General features: G+C 73.9%; 12 protein-coding genes. 9 read left to right on the forward strand and 3 right to left on the reverse strand.

Going from position 1 to position 13,606, the window contains the following annotated elements:
• Positions 1-58 precede the first annotated feature (58 nt).
• The 5 genes from ACWD4B_RS32655 (at position 59) to ACWD4B_RS32675 (ending at position 3,990) form a co-directional block, all read left to right on the forward strand.
• Complete coding sequence (locus ACWD4B_RS32655; protein ID WP_451424169.1) at positions 59-991, forward strand: Zn-ribbon domain-containing OB-fold protein; 933 nt, start codon at positions 59-61, stop codon at positions 989-991.
• Positions 988-1,929 (forward strand): lipid-transfer protein, encoded by a 942-nt coding sequence (locus ACWD4B_RS32660; protein ID WP_451424160.1) that lies wholly within the window; start codon positions 988-990, stop codon positions 1,927-1,929. The genes ACWD4B_RS32655 and ACWD4B_RS32660 overlap by 4 nt, the downstream gene beginning before the upstream one ends.
• A complete protein-coding gene (locus ACWD4B_RS32665) occupies positions 1,926-3,110 on the forward strand; it encodes a thiolase domain-containing protein (RefSeq protein WP_451424161.1) in 1,185 nt (394 codons plus the stop codon). The genes ACWD4B_RS32660 and ACWD4B_RS32665 overlap by 4 nt, the downstream gene beginning before the upstream one ends.
• Positions 3,111-3,209: 99 nt before the next feature.
• A complete protein-coding gene (locus ACWD4B_RS32670; protein WP_336411219.1) occupies positions 3,210-3,434 on the forward strand; it encodes a DUF397 domain-containing protein in 225 nt (74 codons plus the stop codon).
• A gap of 55 nt (positions 3,435-3,489) precedes the next feature.
• Positions 3,490-3,990, forward strand: a complete 501-nt coding sequence (locus tag ACWD4B_RS32675; RefSeq protein WP_451424162.1) for a hypothetical protein — start codon at positions 3,490-3,492, stop codon at positions 3,988-3,990.
• A gap of 84 nt (positions 3,991-4,074) precedes the next feature.
• On the opposite strand, the gene ACWD4B_RS32680 is transcribed toward ACWD4B_RS32675, so the two are convergent.
• Positions 4,075-6,084: an N-acetylmuramoyl-L-alanine amidase gene (locus ACWD4B_RS32680; RefSeq protein ID WP_451424163.1), complete on the reverse strand. Its 2,010-nt coding sequence runs from the start codon at positions 6,082-6,084 to the stop codon at positions 4,075-4,077.
• Positions 6,085-6,544: 460 nt separating this feature from the next.
• The gene (locus ACWD4B_RS32685; RefSeq protein WP_336411021.1) at positions 6,545-7,648 is read right to left on the reverse strand and encodes an aminoglycoside phosphotransferase family protein; all 1,104 of its coding nucleotides are present in this window, start codon (positions 7,646-7,648) and stop codon (positions 6,545-6,547) included.
• Between the two features lie 232 nt (positions 7,649-7,880).
• Here ACWD4B_RS32685 and ACWD4B_RS32690 point away from each other — a divergent pair, with 232 nt between their 5' ends.
• A complete protein-coding gene (locus tag ACWD4B_RS32690; protein WP_451424164.1) occupies positions 7,881-9,371 on the forward strand; it encodes a DNA-binding protein NsdB in 1,491 nt (496 codons plus the stop codon).
• 39 nt (positions 9,372-9,410) lie between these two features.
• On the opposite strand, the gene ACWD4B_RS32695 is transcribed toward ACWD4B_RS32690, so the two are convergent.
• Positions 9,411-10,826: a PP2C family protein-serine/threonine phosphatase gene (locus ACWD4B_RS32695; protein WP_451424165.1), complete on the reverse strand. Its 1,416-nt coding sequence runs from the start codon at positions 10,824-10,826 to the stop codon at positions 9,411-9,413.
• A 336-nt stretch (positions 10,827-11,162) separates the two neighbouring features.
• Here ACWD4B_RS32695 and ACWD4B_RS32700 point away from each other — a divergent pair, with 336 nt between their 5' ends.
• The 3 genes from ACWD4B_RS32700 (at position 11,163) to ACWD4B_RS32710 (ending at position 13,558) form a co-directional block, all read left to right on the forward strand.
• A complete protein-coding gene (locus ACWD4B_RS32700; RefSeq protein ID WP_451424166.1) occupies positions 11,163-12,590 on the forward strand; it encodes a HEAT repeat domain-containing protein in 1,428 nt (475 codons plus the stop codon).
• 58 nt (positions 12,591-12,648) lie between these two features.
• The gene (locus ACWD4B_RS32705) at positions 12,649-13,191 is read left to right on the forward strand and encodes a hypothetical protein (RefSeq protein ID WP_451424167.1); all 543 of its coding nucleotides are present in this window, start codon (positions 12,649-12,651) and stop codon (positions 13,189-13,191) included.
• Between the two features lie 151 nt (positions 13,192-13,342).
• The gene (locus ACWD4B_RS32710; protein ID WP_451424168.1) at positions 13,343-13,558 is read left to right on the forward strand and encodes a hypothetical protein; all 216 of its coding nucleotides are present in this window, start codon (positions 13,343-13,345) and stop codon (positions 13,556-13,558) included.
• Positions 13,559-13,606 lie beyond the last annotated feature (48 nt).

The raw sequence follows: 13,606 nt of genomic DNA on the forward strand, positions 1-13,606 counted from the left end.
GCTGCGCACCCTGCACACGAACGTGGAGTGCCCTTCCCTCTCGCCCGACGGGACGCGCGTGGCCTACAAGAAGCGCGTCCCGGGCGTCTCCTCCGCCCTCGGGCCCGTGCAGAGCGCCTTCCTCACCGGCCTGCGTGAACGCACCGTCCTCGGCGTGCGCACCGCCGGCGGCCGGGTGCTCGTCCCGCCCGTCGAGTACGACCCCGGCACCGCCGAGGAACTCCGCGACCTCGTCGAGGTCGGCAGCACCGGCACCGTCACCACCTGGTCCTGGGACCCCGCCCCGCGCCCCAACCGGCCGCTGCGCACCCCCTTCGCCTGGGTGCTCGTCCGCCTCGACGGCGCCGACACCGCCCTGCTGCACGCCCTCGACGCCCCCGCGCCCGGGGCCGTGCGCACCGGCATGCGGGTCCGCATCCGCTGGGCGGCCGAGCGTACGGGCGCCATCACCGACATCGCCTGCTTCGAGCCGTACGAGGGTGCGGCCGAGAGGACTCAAGCCACCCCGCACGACGGGCTGTTCGCCGCCCCCGTCACCGGCATCACCACCCCCGCCCGCCTCGACTACACCTACACCCCCGGCCACGCCCAGAGCCGCCACCTCGAAGCCCTCGCCCGGCACCGCATCACCGGCGAACGCTGCCCCGCCTGCCGCAAGGTGTACGTACCGCCCCGCGGCGTCTGCCCCACCTGCGGCACCGCCACCACCGAAGAGGTCGAGGTCGGCCCCCGCGGCACCGTCACCACCTTCTGCGTGGTCAACATCAAGGCACGGCACCTGGACATCGACGTGCCCTACGTCTACGCCCACATCGCGCTCGACGGCGCCGGCCTCGCCCTCCACGGCCGCATCGCCGGGATCCCCTGCGAGCAGGTGCGCATGGGCCTGCGCGTCGAGCCCGTATGGACCGGCGACGGCCGCCACCCCGACCGCTACCGGCCCGCCGGCGAGCCCGACGCCGCCTACGAGACCTACAAGGACCTGCTGTGACCGGCCACTTACGGGACATCGCCGTCGTCGCCTTCGCACAGAACGTGGCCCCCGAAGCGGGGCTGTCGGAGACCGAGATGCTGCTGCCCGTCCTCACCGACGCGCTCGCACAGGCCGGACTGGCCCCCGGCGAGGCCGACTTCACCTGCTCGGGCTCCAGCGACTACCTCGCGGGCCGGCCCTTCTCCTTCACCATGGCCCTCGACGGCGTCGGAGCCTGGCCGCCGATCGCCGAGTCCCACGTGGAGGCCGACGGGGCCTGGGCCCTGTACGAGGCCTGGGTGAAACTGCTCACCGGAGAGGCGGACACCGCCCTCGTCTACGCCTATGGCAAGCCCACGGCCGGCGAGTTGGAGGACGTCCTCACTCGGCAGCTCGACCCCTACTACACGGCCCCGCTGTGGCCCGGACCGGCCGCCCTCGCCGGCCTCCAGGCACAGGCCCTCGCCGACGCGGGCGAAACCGTGCCCCCCGGTCCCGGCAGCAGGGTCGTCGACGGCGCCGCGGCCGTGGTGCTCGCCGCCGGGGACCGGGCCCGCGCGATGTGCGCACGCCCCGCCTGGATCCACGGCATCGACCACCGCATCGAGCCCCAGGCCCTGGGCGTGCGCGACCTCACGCGGTCGCCCTCCACCCGCCTCGCCGCCGAACACGCCGGGGCCTTCGAGGCGCCCGTGGACACCGCCGAACTCCACGCGGCCCACCCCGCCCAGGAGATGATCCTGCGCAGGGAACTGCGGCTGACCGACGACGTCGTGGTCACCCCGTCCGGCGGCGCACCGGCCGCCGACCCCGTCATGGCCACGGGCCTGATCCGCATCGGCGAGGCCGCGGACCGCATCCGGCGCGGCGAGTCGGACCGGGCCCTGGCCCACGCCACGTCGGGCCCGTGCCTGCAGCACAACCTCGTCGCCGTCCTGGAGGGGGAGCGACCGTGAGCGCCGTCCACGCCGTCCACAAGGAGCCCGTCGCCGTCGTCGGGATCGGCCAGACGAAACACGCCGCTGCCCGCCGCGACGTCTCGATCGCCGGACTCGTCCGCGAGGCCGCCCGACGCGCCCTCGACGACGCCGAGTTGGACTGGCCCGACGTCGAGGCCGTCGTCCTCGGCAAGGCCCCCGACTTCTTCGAGGGCGTCATGATGCCCGAGCTCCACCTCGCCGACGCACTCGGCGCCGCGGGCAAACCCGTCCTGCGGGTGCACACCGCCGGTTCGGTCGGCGGCTCCACCGCCCTTGTCGCGGCCAACCTCGTCGCCGCCCGCATCCACGGGACCGTCCTCGCCCTCGCCTTCGAGAAGCAGTCCGAGTCCAACGCCATGTGGGGCCTGTCGCTGCCCGTCCCCTTCCAGCCGCCCCTGCTCGCGGGCGCCGGAGGCTTCTTCGCACCGCACGTCCGCGCCTACATCCGGCGCACCGGCGCACCGCCCGGTGTGGGCTCCCTGGTCGCCTACAAGGACCGCCGCAACGCCCTGAAGAACCCCTACGCCCACCTTCACGAGCACGGCATCACCCTGGAGAAGGTGCGCTCCTCGCCCATGCTGTGGGACCCCGTCCGCTACTCCGAGACCTGCCCCTCCTCCGACGGCGCCTGCGCCGTCGTCCTCACCGGCCGGGCCGGCGCGGCCCGTTCGCCGCATCCGCCCGCCTGGCTGCACGGCGGCGCCATGCGCAGCGAACCGACGCTCTTCGCCGGCAAGGACTTCGTCTCGCCCCGCGCGGGCCGCGACTGCGCGGCCGACGTCTACCGCCAGGCCGGGATCACCGACCCGCGCCGCGAGGTCGACGTGGCCGAACTGTACGTCCCCTTCAGCTGGTACGAGCCGATGTGGCTGGAGAACCTCGGCTTCGCCGCCGAGGGCGAGGGCTGGAAGCTCACCGAGTCCGGGGCGACCGCGCTCGACGGGGGCCTGCCCGTCAACCCGTCCGGCGGCGTCCTGTCCACCAACCCCATCGGCGCCAGCGGCCTGATCCGCTTCGCGGAGGCGGCACTTCAGGTGAGGGGCCGAGCGGGCGAGCACCAAGTGGACGGCGTCCGCCGGGCGTTGGGCCACGCCTACGGCGGCGGGGCGCAGTTCTTCTCCATGTGGCTCGTGGGCGACCGGCCGCCCGACGCCTGACGGAACCCGTGCGGGCGGCCTGTGCGGCAGCGGCATCGCTCGCTAGGGTTGGGGCCGGGACGACGAGCCGGGAGGAGTGCGGACGTGGTGGACGGCACGATGCAAGCATGGGCGGGTGAAGCGGCCCCCGATCTCGACCTCGCCAACGCCACCTGGCAGACGAGCAGCCAGGGACGCACGAGCGGAGTCCAGGTCGCCTTCGTCGAGGGCTTCGTCGCCATGCGCAGCGGAGGCAACCCGGACGGCCCGAAGCTGATCTTCCCGCCGGGGGAGTGGCGCGCCTTCGTCCTCGGCGCCCGCGAGGGCGAGTTCGACCTCACCTGACGCACGCGGCAGTGCCCCGGCCTCCACGGCGTCGGCGCCCCCGTAGGATGGTGGCATGTCCTTCCTCCGCCGCCGCAGCGCCGCCACCCCCGCCGGGCCGGACTTCGACGTCCTCGCCATGGACCCGGGGGACTGGCCGGGCGATCTCGGGGCCGGGCTGCTGCCCGCGCCCGACGGGAGCTGCCAGGGCGTCTTCCTCCGCTACGACCTGTTCGGCGGACGCGGCCCCGCGATGATCATCGGCAATCTGCCCGAGGGCTCCCCGGCCCGGGAGCTCGCCGAGGGCCAGGTGCCCTTCGAGGTGGCCCAGCTGCTCGCGGCCCTGGGCAACGAGGAGGAGGTGGAGGTGCTGGAGAGCGAGGACGTCCCCGTGATGCACGAGGACAACCTCCTCATCGTGCGCCGGCTGAAGTGCTCCGAGGGCCGTATCTCCTGCACCCAGTTCGACCGCAGCGACGGCGTGCTCGTCACCATCGCCAGCTGGGACCGGCCGATCACCGACGACCTGTACCAGCTGCTCAAGCCGCTGCCCGCGGAGATGTTCCAGGCGGGCTGAGCCCCCTTTCGACCGGACAGGAGCCCGGCACGGCGACGGCCGTGCCGGGCTCCTGCACTGTTCGGACGGGGGTCGGACGGGGGCTCAGCGGTTCGAGGCCCGGAGCGTGACGTCCGAGGCCTTGACGAAGGCCACCCGGTGCCCGAACTGGATCTCGTAGTAGACGTCCTTGCCACGGATCACCTTGTGGCCCGCGGGCTCGAAGGTGGTCGCCCACAGGTACTCGCTCGGGGACCGCTGACCCAGCACGTAGGCCTGCCCGGCAGGGATCCTGTACGGCAGCGGCTCCACGGTCTGGACGGGGACGCCCTGCGGATAGGCCTCCTTCTCGGGGAAGGCCCGCCCGTACACCGGGATCTCGTCCAGCCCCTCCCGCGGAGTGACGAACTCGCCGCTCGCGAACAGGGCCGTCGGCTGCCACCACGGGTTGTGGAACCAGGCCTTCTGCCCCAGGTACCAGACGGCCGTCCAGTCGCCCTGGCGGTCGGCGACGGCGAACTGCTGCCCGGTGGAGGCGCGGGCGCCCGTGTCGTTGACGTCCGTCGTGGACGGGGCGTCGCCGTGCAGCCCGACGTCCTGCACCAGCGGCGCCTTCTCGTCCGGCCCGGTGCGCAGCCGCACCGCGCCCGAGCCGTGCGGGGCGCAGGGCTCGCCGGGCTTGACGCAGCCGGTGTAGTCCGGGCGGTTCTCGTCGTAGTCCGGGTCGATGGTGACCATGCCGCTGAAGGGGCTCGCCGTGGAGCGGAAGCGCTTGCCCAGCAGACCGAAGTAGTGGTCCCAGTCCCAGTAGGGGCCGGGGTCGGTGTGCATGCCCTTGATTGTGGCCGCGGTGGTGCCGGGGACGTTGTCGTGCCCCAGGATGTGCTGGCGGTCCAGCGGGATGTCCAGCTTCTGGGCCAGGTAGCGCACCAGCTTGGCGGACGACAGGTACATCTCCTCCGTGTACCAGGCGTCGGGCTGGGCCAGGAAGCCCTCGTGCTCGATGCCCACCGACTTGGCGTTCACGTACCAGTTGCCCGCGTGCCAGGCCACATCCTTGGTCGGCACGTGCTGGGCGATGTGCCCGTCGTTGGAGCGCACCGTGTAGTTCCAGGAGACATACGTCGGGTCCTGGACCAGCTTGACCGTGCCCTCCCAGGTGCCCTCGGTGTCGTGGACGACGATGAAGTCGACCTTCTGCGAGCCGGGCCGGTCGGCGACGTCGTGGTTGCCGTAGTCCTTGCCGTTGTCGAGCTTCTGGTACGGCGCGGGGATCGACTCGCAGGCCACCGAGCGGGGGCACTCCACCTGGTCCCCGTGCTGCAGCCCCGGCAGCCCGAGCCGGCCGAGCTGCTCGGTGCGGGGGACGAGCCCGGGGGCGCCGGGCAGGGAGACGGCCTGACCCGCGTCCGTGGTGCGCTGCCGGCCGCCGCGGATCGCGTCGAAGACGTCGTCGGCGAAGGTGGCCGCCGTTGCCGAGTCGGTGGCGCCGGAGTACGCGGCCACCGCTCCGTACCACTCGGCCGGGCTGCCGCCGGCCGCCAGGCCCAGCCGCTTCTGTGCGTCGGCGAGCAGGGCCGCACCGCCCTGCAGGTTGGCCGCGGTGCTGCTGCGCAGCTGCCCGGCGGGCAGTCCGGTGAGGGCGGCGGCGCGGGGCAGGGTCCGCAGCCGGGCGGGGAGCTCCGCCGGTACCGGGACGGCAACGGGGACGGACATGCGGCCGGCGCGCGGCCGGTCGGATTCGCCGCGGGCGTCCCCGGCGGCCTCGTCCCGCTCGCCCGCGGCGGCCACGGCGGTGGCGGCGTCGGTCAGGTGCATCGGGCCGTAGCCGCCGGTGACGCTGGGGGCCCCGGCGTGGGAGTCCCACCGCGACTCCAGATAGGCGACGCCGAGCAGCACGCTCTGCGGGACGTGATACTTCGCGGCGGCTTCGGCGAACTCCCTTTGCAGGGAAGCGGACTGCGGCTGCTCGGCCGGCACCGCGGGGGCGGCTGCGACCACCGGGAGCAGCAGAGCGGCCGACGCGACTGCGCCGGCCGCCCGGAGTGTACGGCGGCTTCTTCGGAACCCTCTGCGGGACACCTGACGTGACCGGTGGTGCTGCGAGCCTCGCAATGCGGCCTCCTCTGGACGGACCGTGCCGTGCGCTGAACACGCAGACGCACGCGGACCGGGATGGAGCGAACCTACCAAGAGCCCTTGTGGGATCAGACGATCCGTCAATCAGACTGAAGGGGCCGCAATGCGCACGTCAACGTCCGCGCCAGGCGTTTCGCGGGCGGGCCCGGAGGCCCGTCCGGACGGCCCTCACCCGGATTGGTGACGACGGTTCGGTGCAGCCGACACGCCGAGGCGCCGCGCAAGGGTGCGCGGCGCCTCGGGCTTGCAGCGCCCCGTAAGGGGCGCGGGGAACTGCGCGACCAGCCACAGCCGGCCCGCAGTCGACGCACTACCCCAGGGGTCCGGGGCGAAGACCCTGGGGGCACCTCCCAGCGGTAGCTGGGGGAGAACCTCGACTGCGGGCGCGTCGTGGCTGATCGCGCAGTTCCCCGCGCCCCTTACGGGGCGCCGGGGCTCATCGTGTGCCGACGGCGGCCCTGACCGCGCGCCTGGCCAGCGCGCAGTCGTCGTGCAGCCGACGGAGCAGCAGGCGCTGCTCCTCGCCCGTCTCCGCACTGCCGGGGGCGGCCGGTTCGTGCAGGGCACGCTGCACGGCCGTCTCGTACGTCCGGATCTCGCGGGTCAGCACCAGCATCAGGTTCACCAGGAAGGCGTCCCGGGACGTGGGTCCCGCGGCCTGGGCGTGCTGGCTGATCTGACGCCGCGCCACCGGGGCGTCCCCCAGCACCGCCCACAGCGTGGCCAGGTCGTACCCCGGGAGGTACCAGCCGGCGTGGTCCCAGTCGACGAGCACCGGACCGGCGGGGGAGAGCAGGACGTTGGAGAGCAGGGCGTCCCCGTGGCAGAACTGCCCCTGCACATGGGCCAGACCGTGCAGCAGCTTCTGCAGGTCGCCCATGTCCCGGTCGGTCAGCAGGCCCAGCTCGTGGTAACGGGCGATGCGCTTGCCGTAGTCGAGCGGCATGTCGAACATCCCGGCGGGCGGACGCCAGAGGTTGACCCGGCACACCGCGCCGAGCGCCGCCCTGACATCCGCGCGGGGGAGCGTATCCACCGGGTGCCGCTGGACGGCGGCAGGGCGCCCGGGCATACGCTCGATGACCAGCGTGCAGTTGTCGGGGTCGGCGGCGATCAGCCGGGGAACCCGCACCGGGGGACGGTGCCGCACGAAGGCCCGGTATGTGGCTATTTCGTGCCGGAAGCGCTCGGCCCAGGACGGGGAGTGATCAAGTAAACACTTGGCCACGGCCGTCGTACGTCCGGTGGTGCCGACCAGCAGGACCGAGCGGCCGCTGCGGCGCAGCACCTGAACGGGGTTGAACTCGGGGCAGATGCGATGCACCGAAGCGATCGCCGTGCGCAGCTGCGCGCCCTGAGGGCCGGACAAGTCGATTCTCCCGCTGAGCGGTTGGGCGCCGAGCCCCGGGCCCCTCCGCGCCCGTCCGCCCCCGAACGCGGCCCCCACGGCGTGGGAGGGGTCGAGGTACGGGCCGCTGCCGCTCTGCTGAGGGCGGAGCGGCCGGGGCGGAGCGGACACGGAGGTCGATGCTGCATACATGGGCGGAACAGATCCCTTCGTGTCGGCGAATGCGGCACTCCCGGTCCCCGGGCCGTCCCGCACCCTGGGGAATGCGGTCCGGCAACCGGGCGGCCGGGGTTGCGCGTTTCTACATCACACCCCCGGCCTGGTGGCACACCATCTGGCGCACCCTGGCGAACCCTGGCGAATACTCGCCTGGCCCATGACGGGCCGATACCTTCAAGTCAGCCGAGGAACCTGGGGGCTTGACGTGACGAGGGAACCCAACACCCGCCTCATGGACCTGTTCGGCCTGGCCGGATGGTCCAAGGGCGAGCTCGCGAGACTTGTGAACCGGCAGGCGGCGGCCATGGGCCACCCGCAGCTGGCGACCGACACCTCGCGGGTGCGGCGCTGGATCGACACGGGGGAGTCCCCGCGCGATCCCGTGCCCAGGGTGCTGGCAGCCCTCTTCACCGAGCGCCTCGGCCGTGTCGTGACCATCGAGGACCTCGGCTTCGGCCGTCGCGGGCGGGCCGGCAGCAAGGTGCAGACACCGGACGGGCTGCCATGGGCGCCCGAGCGGACGGCCGCGGTCCTCACCGAATTCACGGGAATGGACCTCATGCTCAACCGACGCGGCTTGGTGGGCGCGGGCGCCGTGCTCGCCGCAGGATCGGCACTCAGCAGTGCGATGCACGACTGGCTGCACACCGACCCCATCCTCGCCTCAGACGCCCCCCGATTCGACGACCCGTTGCGTGCGCACACCGTGCACGCCGACCCCGCCGCCTTCGACCGCTACGAGGCGACGCCCGTGGGCTCCACGGAGATCGACGCCCTGGAGCACTCGGTCGAGGTCTTCCGCGCCTGGGACGCCTCCCGCGGCGGCGGCCTCCAGCGCAAGGCCGTGGTGGGCCAGCTCAACGAGGTGGGCGGCATGCTCCAGTACCACCACCCCGACCATCTCCAGCGCAGGCTCTGGGGAGTCGCCGCCAACCTGGCGGTGCTCGCCGGCTGGATGTCCCACGACGTGGGCCTGGAGCCCACCGCCCAGAAGTACTTCGTGATCGCCGCACACGCGGCCCGCGAGGGCGGCGACCGGCCCCGGGCCGCGGAGGCGCTCTCCCGCGCCGCCCGCCAGATGGTGCACCTCGGCCGCCCGGACGACGCCCTGGACCTGATGAAGCTGGCCCAGTCCGGCTGCGGCGACGAGACCCTGCCGCGCACCCGCGCCATGTTCCACACCATCGAGGCCTGGGCGCAGGCCTCGAAGGGCCAGGGGCAGGCGATGCGCCGCACCCTCGGCAAGGCCGAGGACCTGTTCGTCTCCGACAAGGGCGATGTGCCGCCGCCGAGTTGGATGCAGCTGTTCAACGAGGCGGACATGCACGGCATGCAGGGGCTCGCCTACCGCACGCTCGCCGAGCACGAGCCGACGGCGGCGGCCCCGGCCCAGCGGCACGCCAAGGAGGCGCTCGACCTGCGGGAGAACGGCCGCCAGCGCTCGCAGATCTTCGACCACATCTCGATCGCCTCGGCCTGCTTCATCGCGGGCGATCCCGAACAGGCGGACTGCTACGCCCGGCTGGCGCTGCTCACCATCGGCGACACGTCCTCGCACCGCACCTGGGACCGGCTGCGCGAGATGTACCGGCTCACCGGGAGGTACACGGGCAGCTCGCGGATCGACGAGCTGCGGCAGGATCTCCGGCGGGTGATGCCCAAGCCTCCGGCGACGGGCCGGACGGCACCGGCGTGATCGCCCGCGGCTGCGGCAGCAGCCGCGGGCGGACCGGGCTCAGGAGCCGATGCGGGCGATCAGCACACAGCCGTCGTCCCCGCGCTCCGTGCCGCCGAACCTCTCCAGCACGGCCCGTACGCAGTCCTGGGCGGTGTGCGCCGCGGCGAAGCGCGGCGCCAGGTCCAGCAGCCGTCCGGCGTCGGGGGAGAGGCCCTCGGTGTGCAGGACGAGCACGTCGCCGGGCAGCAGTTCGTCCCGGGCCTGGGCGTACTCGGCGTCGGCGACGGCGCCGAGCAGTACGCCCGCCGGCGTCCGGAGCGCCCGGCCCGTGCCGTCGCGGAAGAGCAGCGGGGCGGGGTGTCCGGCCTGGGACCACAGCAGGGTGCGGCTCCCGGGGTCGTAGCAGCAGCAGAGGGCGCTGCCCAGGGCGGGCTGTACGGAGGCGTCGAGCAGGTGGTTGAGCCAGCCCATCAGGGGGCCCGGCTCCGTCCCTGCGACCGCCATGCCGCGCACCGCGCCCAGCAGCATCGCCATGCCGGAGGTGGCGGCCACCCCGTGGCCGGTGAGCCCGCCGACGGTCAGCAGCGTCCGCCCGCCGGGCAGTTGCAGGGCGTCGAACCAGTCGCCGCCGACGAGGGCGCTCACGGCGGAAGGGAGGTAGTGCCCGGCGAGGTCGAGCACGCCCGCGGCCGGCGGGCGGGCGGGGTCCGGACCGGGCGGGAGCAGCAGGGAGCCGCGCCACGACGGCAGCACGGCTTCCTGCAGTTCGACCGCGAGCCGGTGCTCGGTCTGCGCCCGGTGCCGCTGGTGCTGCAGCGAGTCACGGGTCTCGTGCATCGCCTTCCGGCAGCGCTGCAGTTCGCTGACGTCCCGGAGCACGGCCCACATGGAGGCCGTGCAGCCGTCGGCGTCCAGCACCGGCTCGCCCTTCATGTGCACCGTGCGCACGGCGCCGTCGCCGCGCACGATGCGGAACTCGCCGTCGATCGGCCGGCCATCCACCAGGCAGTCGGTGACCATCGCGGTCAGCTGCGGCCTGTCCTCCTCCAGGAGCCAGGAGGGGAGCTCGTCGAGGGTCAGCGCACCGTCCTCGGGGCTGCGGCCGAAGATCCGGTAGAGCTCGTCGGACCAGGTGGCCGCGTCGCTGAGGAGATTCCACTCGGCACTGCCCGCGCGGCCCGCCGGGCCCCGGGCCACCGGGCCGGCCGGCTCCCCGGCCGGTGCGGTGGCGGGCGGGCCGTCGCGGAGCTGGTCCAGGTGCTCGCCCAGATTGTCCGCGTGGTGCGCGGCGAGCTCGCACAGGGCGCGCTGCCAGCGCAGCCGTGGGTCGTCGGACTGCTCGGCGTCCGCCGCGGCCTCCCGGCGCACGGCGTCGATACCCCCTCTGAGCTGCCGGGTCTGGGAGATGAGCGCGTCGACCGCGCCGTGCTCGGGGGACTCGGCGGAACGGTCCGCGGACACTGGGGACGGCATCTAGGACTCCGATACACGCGCGGCGGTGGCGCCGGCTCCGGGATACTTCGGTGGAGCGGCCGCTTCGACGACTGCTGTCACGACTCTTGCACAGGCAGCGACGGCCTGTAAGGGCTTTGGCAATACCCGATCCGGTGGTGCTGACGGCATATGCCGTGGACATGACCGTGACATTTCCGGCACAGGTCGGCGGAACCGTCGCTTCCAGGTAGGCTGCGGGCGCCCGCGCCCCCCGGTTTCCACAGTTCACCGGCATGGACGGGCGGACAGCGGCAAGAATGCCGTCCGGAAGGAAATCCCGTTGCCAGCCGACTCCCCGCACCGGATGCTGACCCCATGTTCGATCCAGACATAGCGCCCAGCGGCACCCTGCTCGGCCTCCTCCAGCGAGGCCGCGGCGACGGGACCCTGCATGCCCTCGCGGCGCCGCGTGCGGAGGCGCTCGCGGTGCTGAACCACTGCGTGCTCCGCGACCCGCGGCGCGACTGGCAGCTGGAGAACCGCTCGCTGTACTACGCACGCCTGTATCTGGACCTCGACGGCGGGCTCGGCGGGATCGAGCAGCACCTCTTCGACCCGGACGACCTGACCGACCCCGCCGAGGAGCGCACCGGCCTGGCCCTCGCCGTCCTCGGCCACCTCGCCTCCTACGGCCGCGACGACGCCCTGCGCCTGCTGCGCCGCTACGCGGCCGACGGAGCCAACTGGTCGTGGGCCCTGGATGAGCTGGCCCTGCGCGACGACGACGCCGCCCTCGCGGCCCTCGGCGAGCGGGTCCTCGCCCGCTTCCCCCGCACCCCCGAGGGCGACGGCGCCCTCGCCGCCGCCGTCCGCGACGCCTTCGAGCCCCGCCCCTGGCGGCTGTGGGCCGACGAACAGCACTCCCCGCGCACCGCGGCCCGGGTGTGCGCCGCGCAGGAGCAGGGCTCCTTCGACCGCTGGCAGCGCCAGCTGCGCCCGCAGGGCCCCCGGCCCGGCTGGAGCGTGCGCGAGGTGCTCGACTGGGCCCAGGAGGGCCTCGCCCAGCACCCCGTCCAGCTGCGCCACGTCCCGGCGACCCGCTGCCTCACCGCCGTGGCCGGCCCCGAGGACCGGCTGGAGATCATCGAGGCCGCCGCCTTCGGCGAGGGCGCCGCACGCGCCACCGCGCTGCGCTACCTCGCCGAGCACGACGACCCGCAGGCCCTCGACCTGGTCGAGGGCGCCGCCGACGACCCCGACCCGCTGGTCGCCGAGGCCGCCGTCACCGCCTTCGAGCGCATGCGCAGTGCCGCCGCTCTGGAGCGCGCCCGCGCCTGGGTCCGGCGCAGCGACGCGCTGGGCGGCGCCGCGGCCGGGATGCTCGCCTGCCGGGGCGCGCAGTACGACGCCGCGCTCGTCCTCGACGCCCTGCGCCGCACCGTGCGCGCCGAGGGCTGCGACGCCCCCGTGCTGTGGGAACTGGCCGACGGGGCCGGGCGGCTGCAGATCGCCTGCGCCGCGCCCGTCCTGCGGCACGTGTACCGCGAGACCGCCTCCTCGCACCTGCGCGGCCGTGCCGCTCGTGCCCTGGCCGCCACGGACCCGTCCTTCGCCGCGGGGTTCGCCGTCGAGTGCCTCTGGGACTGCGAGGAGACCACCCGCGAGCTGGCCGCGCACCATGCGACCACGGCCGATGCGCGGGTCGTCGAGCAGCTGCGCAGACTGGCCTCCGACCCGGCCGAGGAGGCCGAGGTGCAGACGGCGGTGCGCAGCCGCTTCGAGCCGGGCACACCGACGGTCTGAGCCGCGGCGCCGGTTTCTAGGATGGCGGGGCCGAAGTCCCCGCTCATTCTGGAGTGCCATGCCCGTCCCCTCCGTCCGCGCCGGGCGAGCGCTGCTCGCCCTCGGCACCGCGTTCGCCCTCCAACTGGCCCCGGCCGCCGTCGCGGTGGCCCGCCCGGCCTCCGCCGCACCCGCGGCCGCCACGGTCCGGATCACCGAGGGGCAGGTCGCGGAGACCGGCCCCGGCGGCACGATCGTCTACCCGTCCGTCACCAGCTGCCTGACCGTCACCGTCCGGCTGCGCGACGGGAGCAAGGTCGGCGCCCACGCCAGCCTGTTCCAAGTGCCCGGCGCCTACCGCTCGGACGCGATCCTGGCCGCGGTGAAGCAGCGCGTCGGCTCCCGCGCCGTGCGCGCGGTCGAGGTGCGCGGTGCCGTGGGTGCCTGGGACCCGGGCTACTTCACCAAGGCCATCGAGGCCTACGGCGACGGGGAGGCCGTCCCCTACCCGACGCGGCCCGACCCCGGGGGCCTGGCGCGGGCGGTGGCCGCCGGCCTCGGCGTCCCGCGGACCGCCGTGACCGTCCAGGACGTTCCCGACGGCGACCAGACCGTCACCTGACGACCGGTAGCACACCGGCTCACGGCACAGCACGGGATGCGCCCTGCGCTGCGGAGCGGGGCTGTGCAGATAATGGTGGCGCCCCCGGTGCGCCCGTCCCGGCCGCCTACGGGGCATCAGTACTGCCGAAGCACCGAAACAGGGGGCCTGGATGAAGACCGATCAGCAGCACGAGGGACGGTTCCGAGCGCGCGTCGCCCGCAGGGCGTCCGCCGTCGTCGCCCTGGCACTGGGTGCGGCCCTGCTGGCCGCTCCCGCGCAGGCCGCGAGCGCGAACTCCCCGGCGCAGAGCGTGCAGCAGGCCGCCGTGGCCGAGGGGGCGCTTCTGTCTGCCGACGAGGTAGCACGTGACGTGCCACAACGCTGACGACAGGGCGGTGCTCATCTCATCATGATGTCCCTGCCGGGAACTGGT

This window comes from Streptomyces sp. NPDC002536 (genome assembly GCF_053594995.1).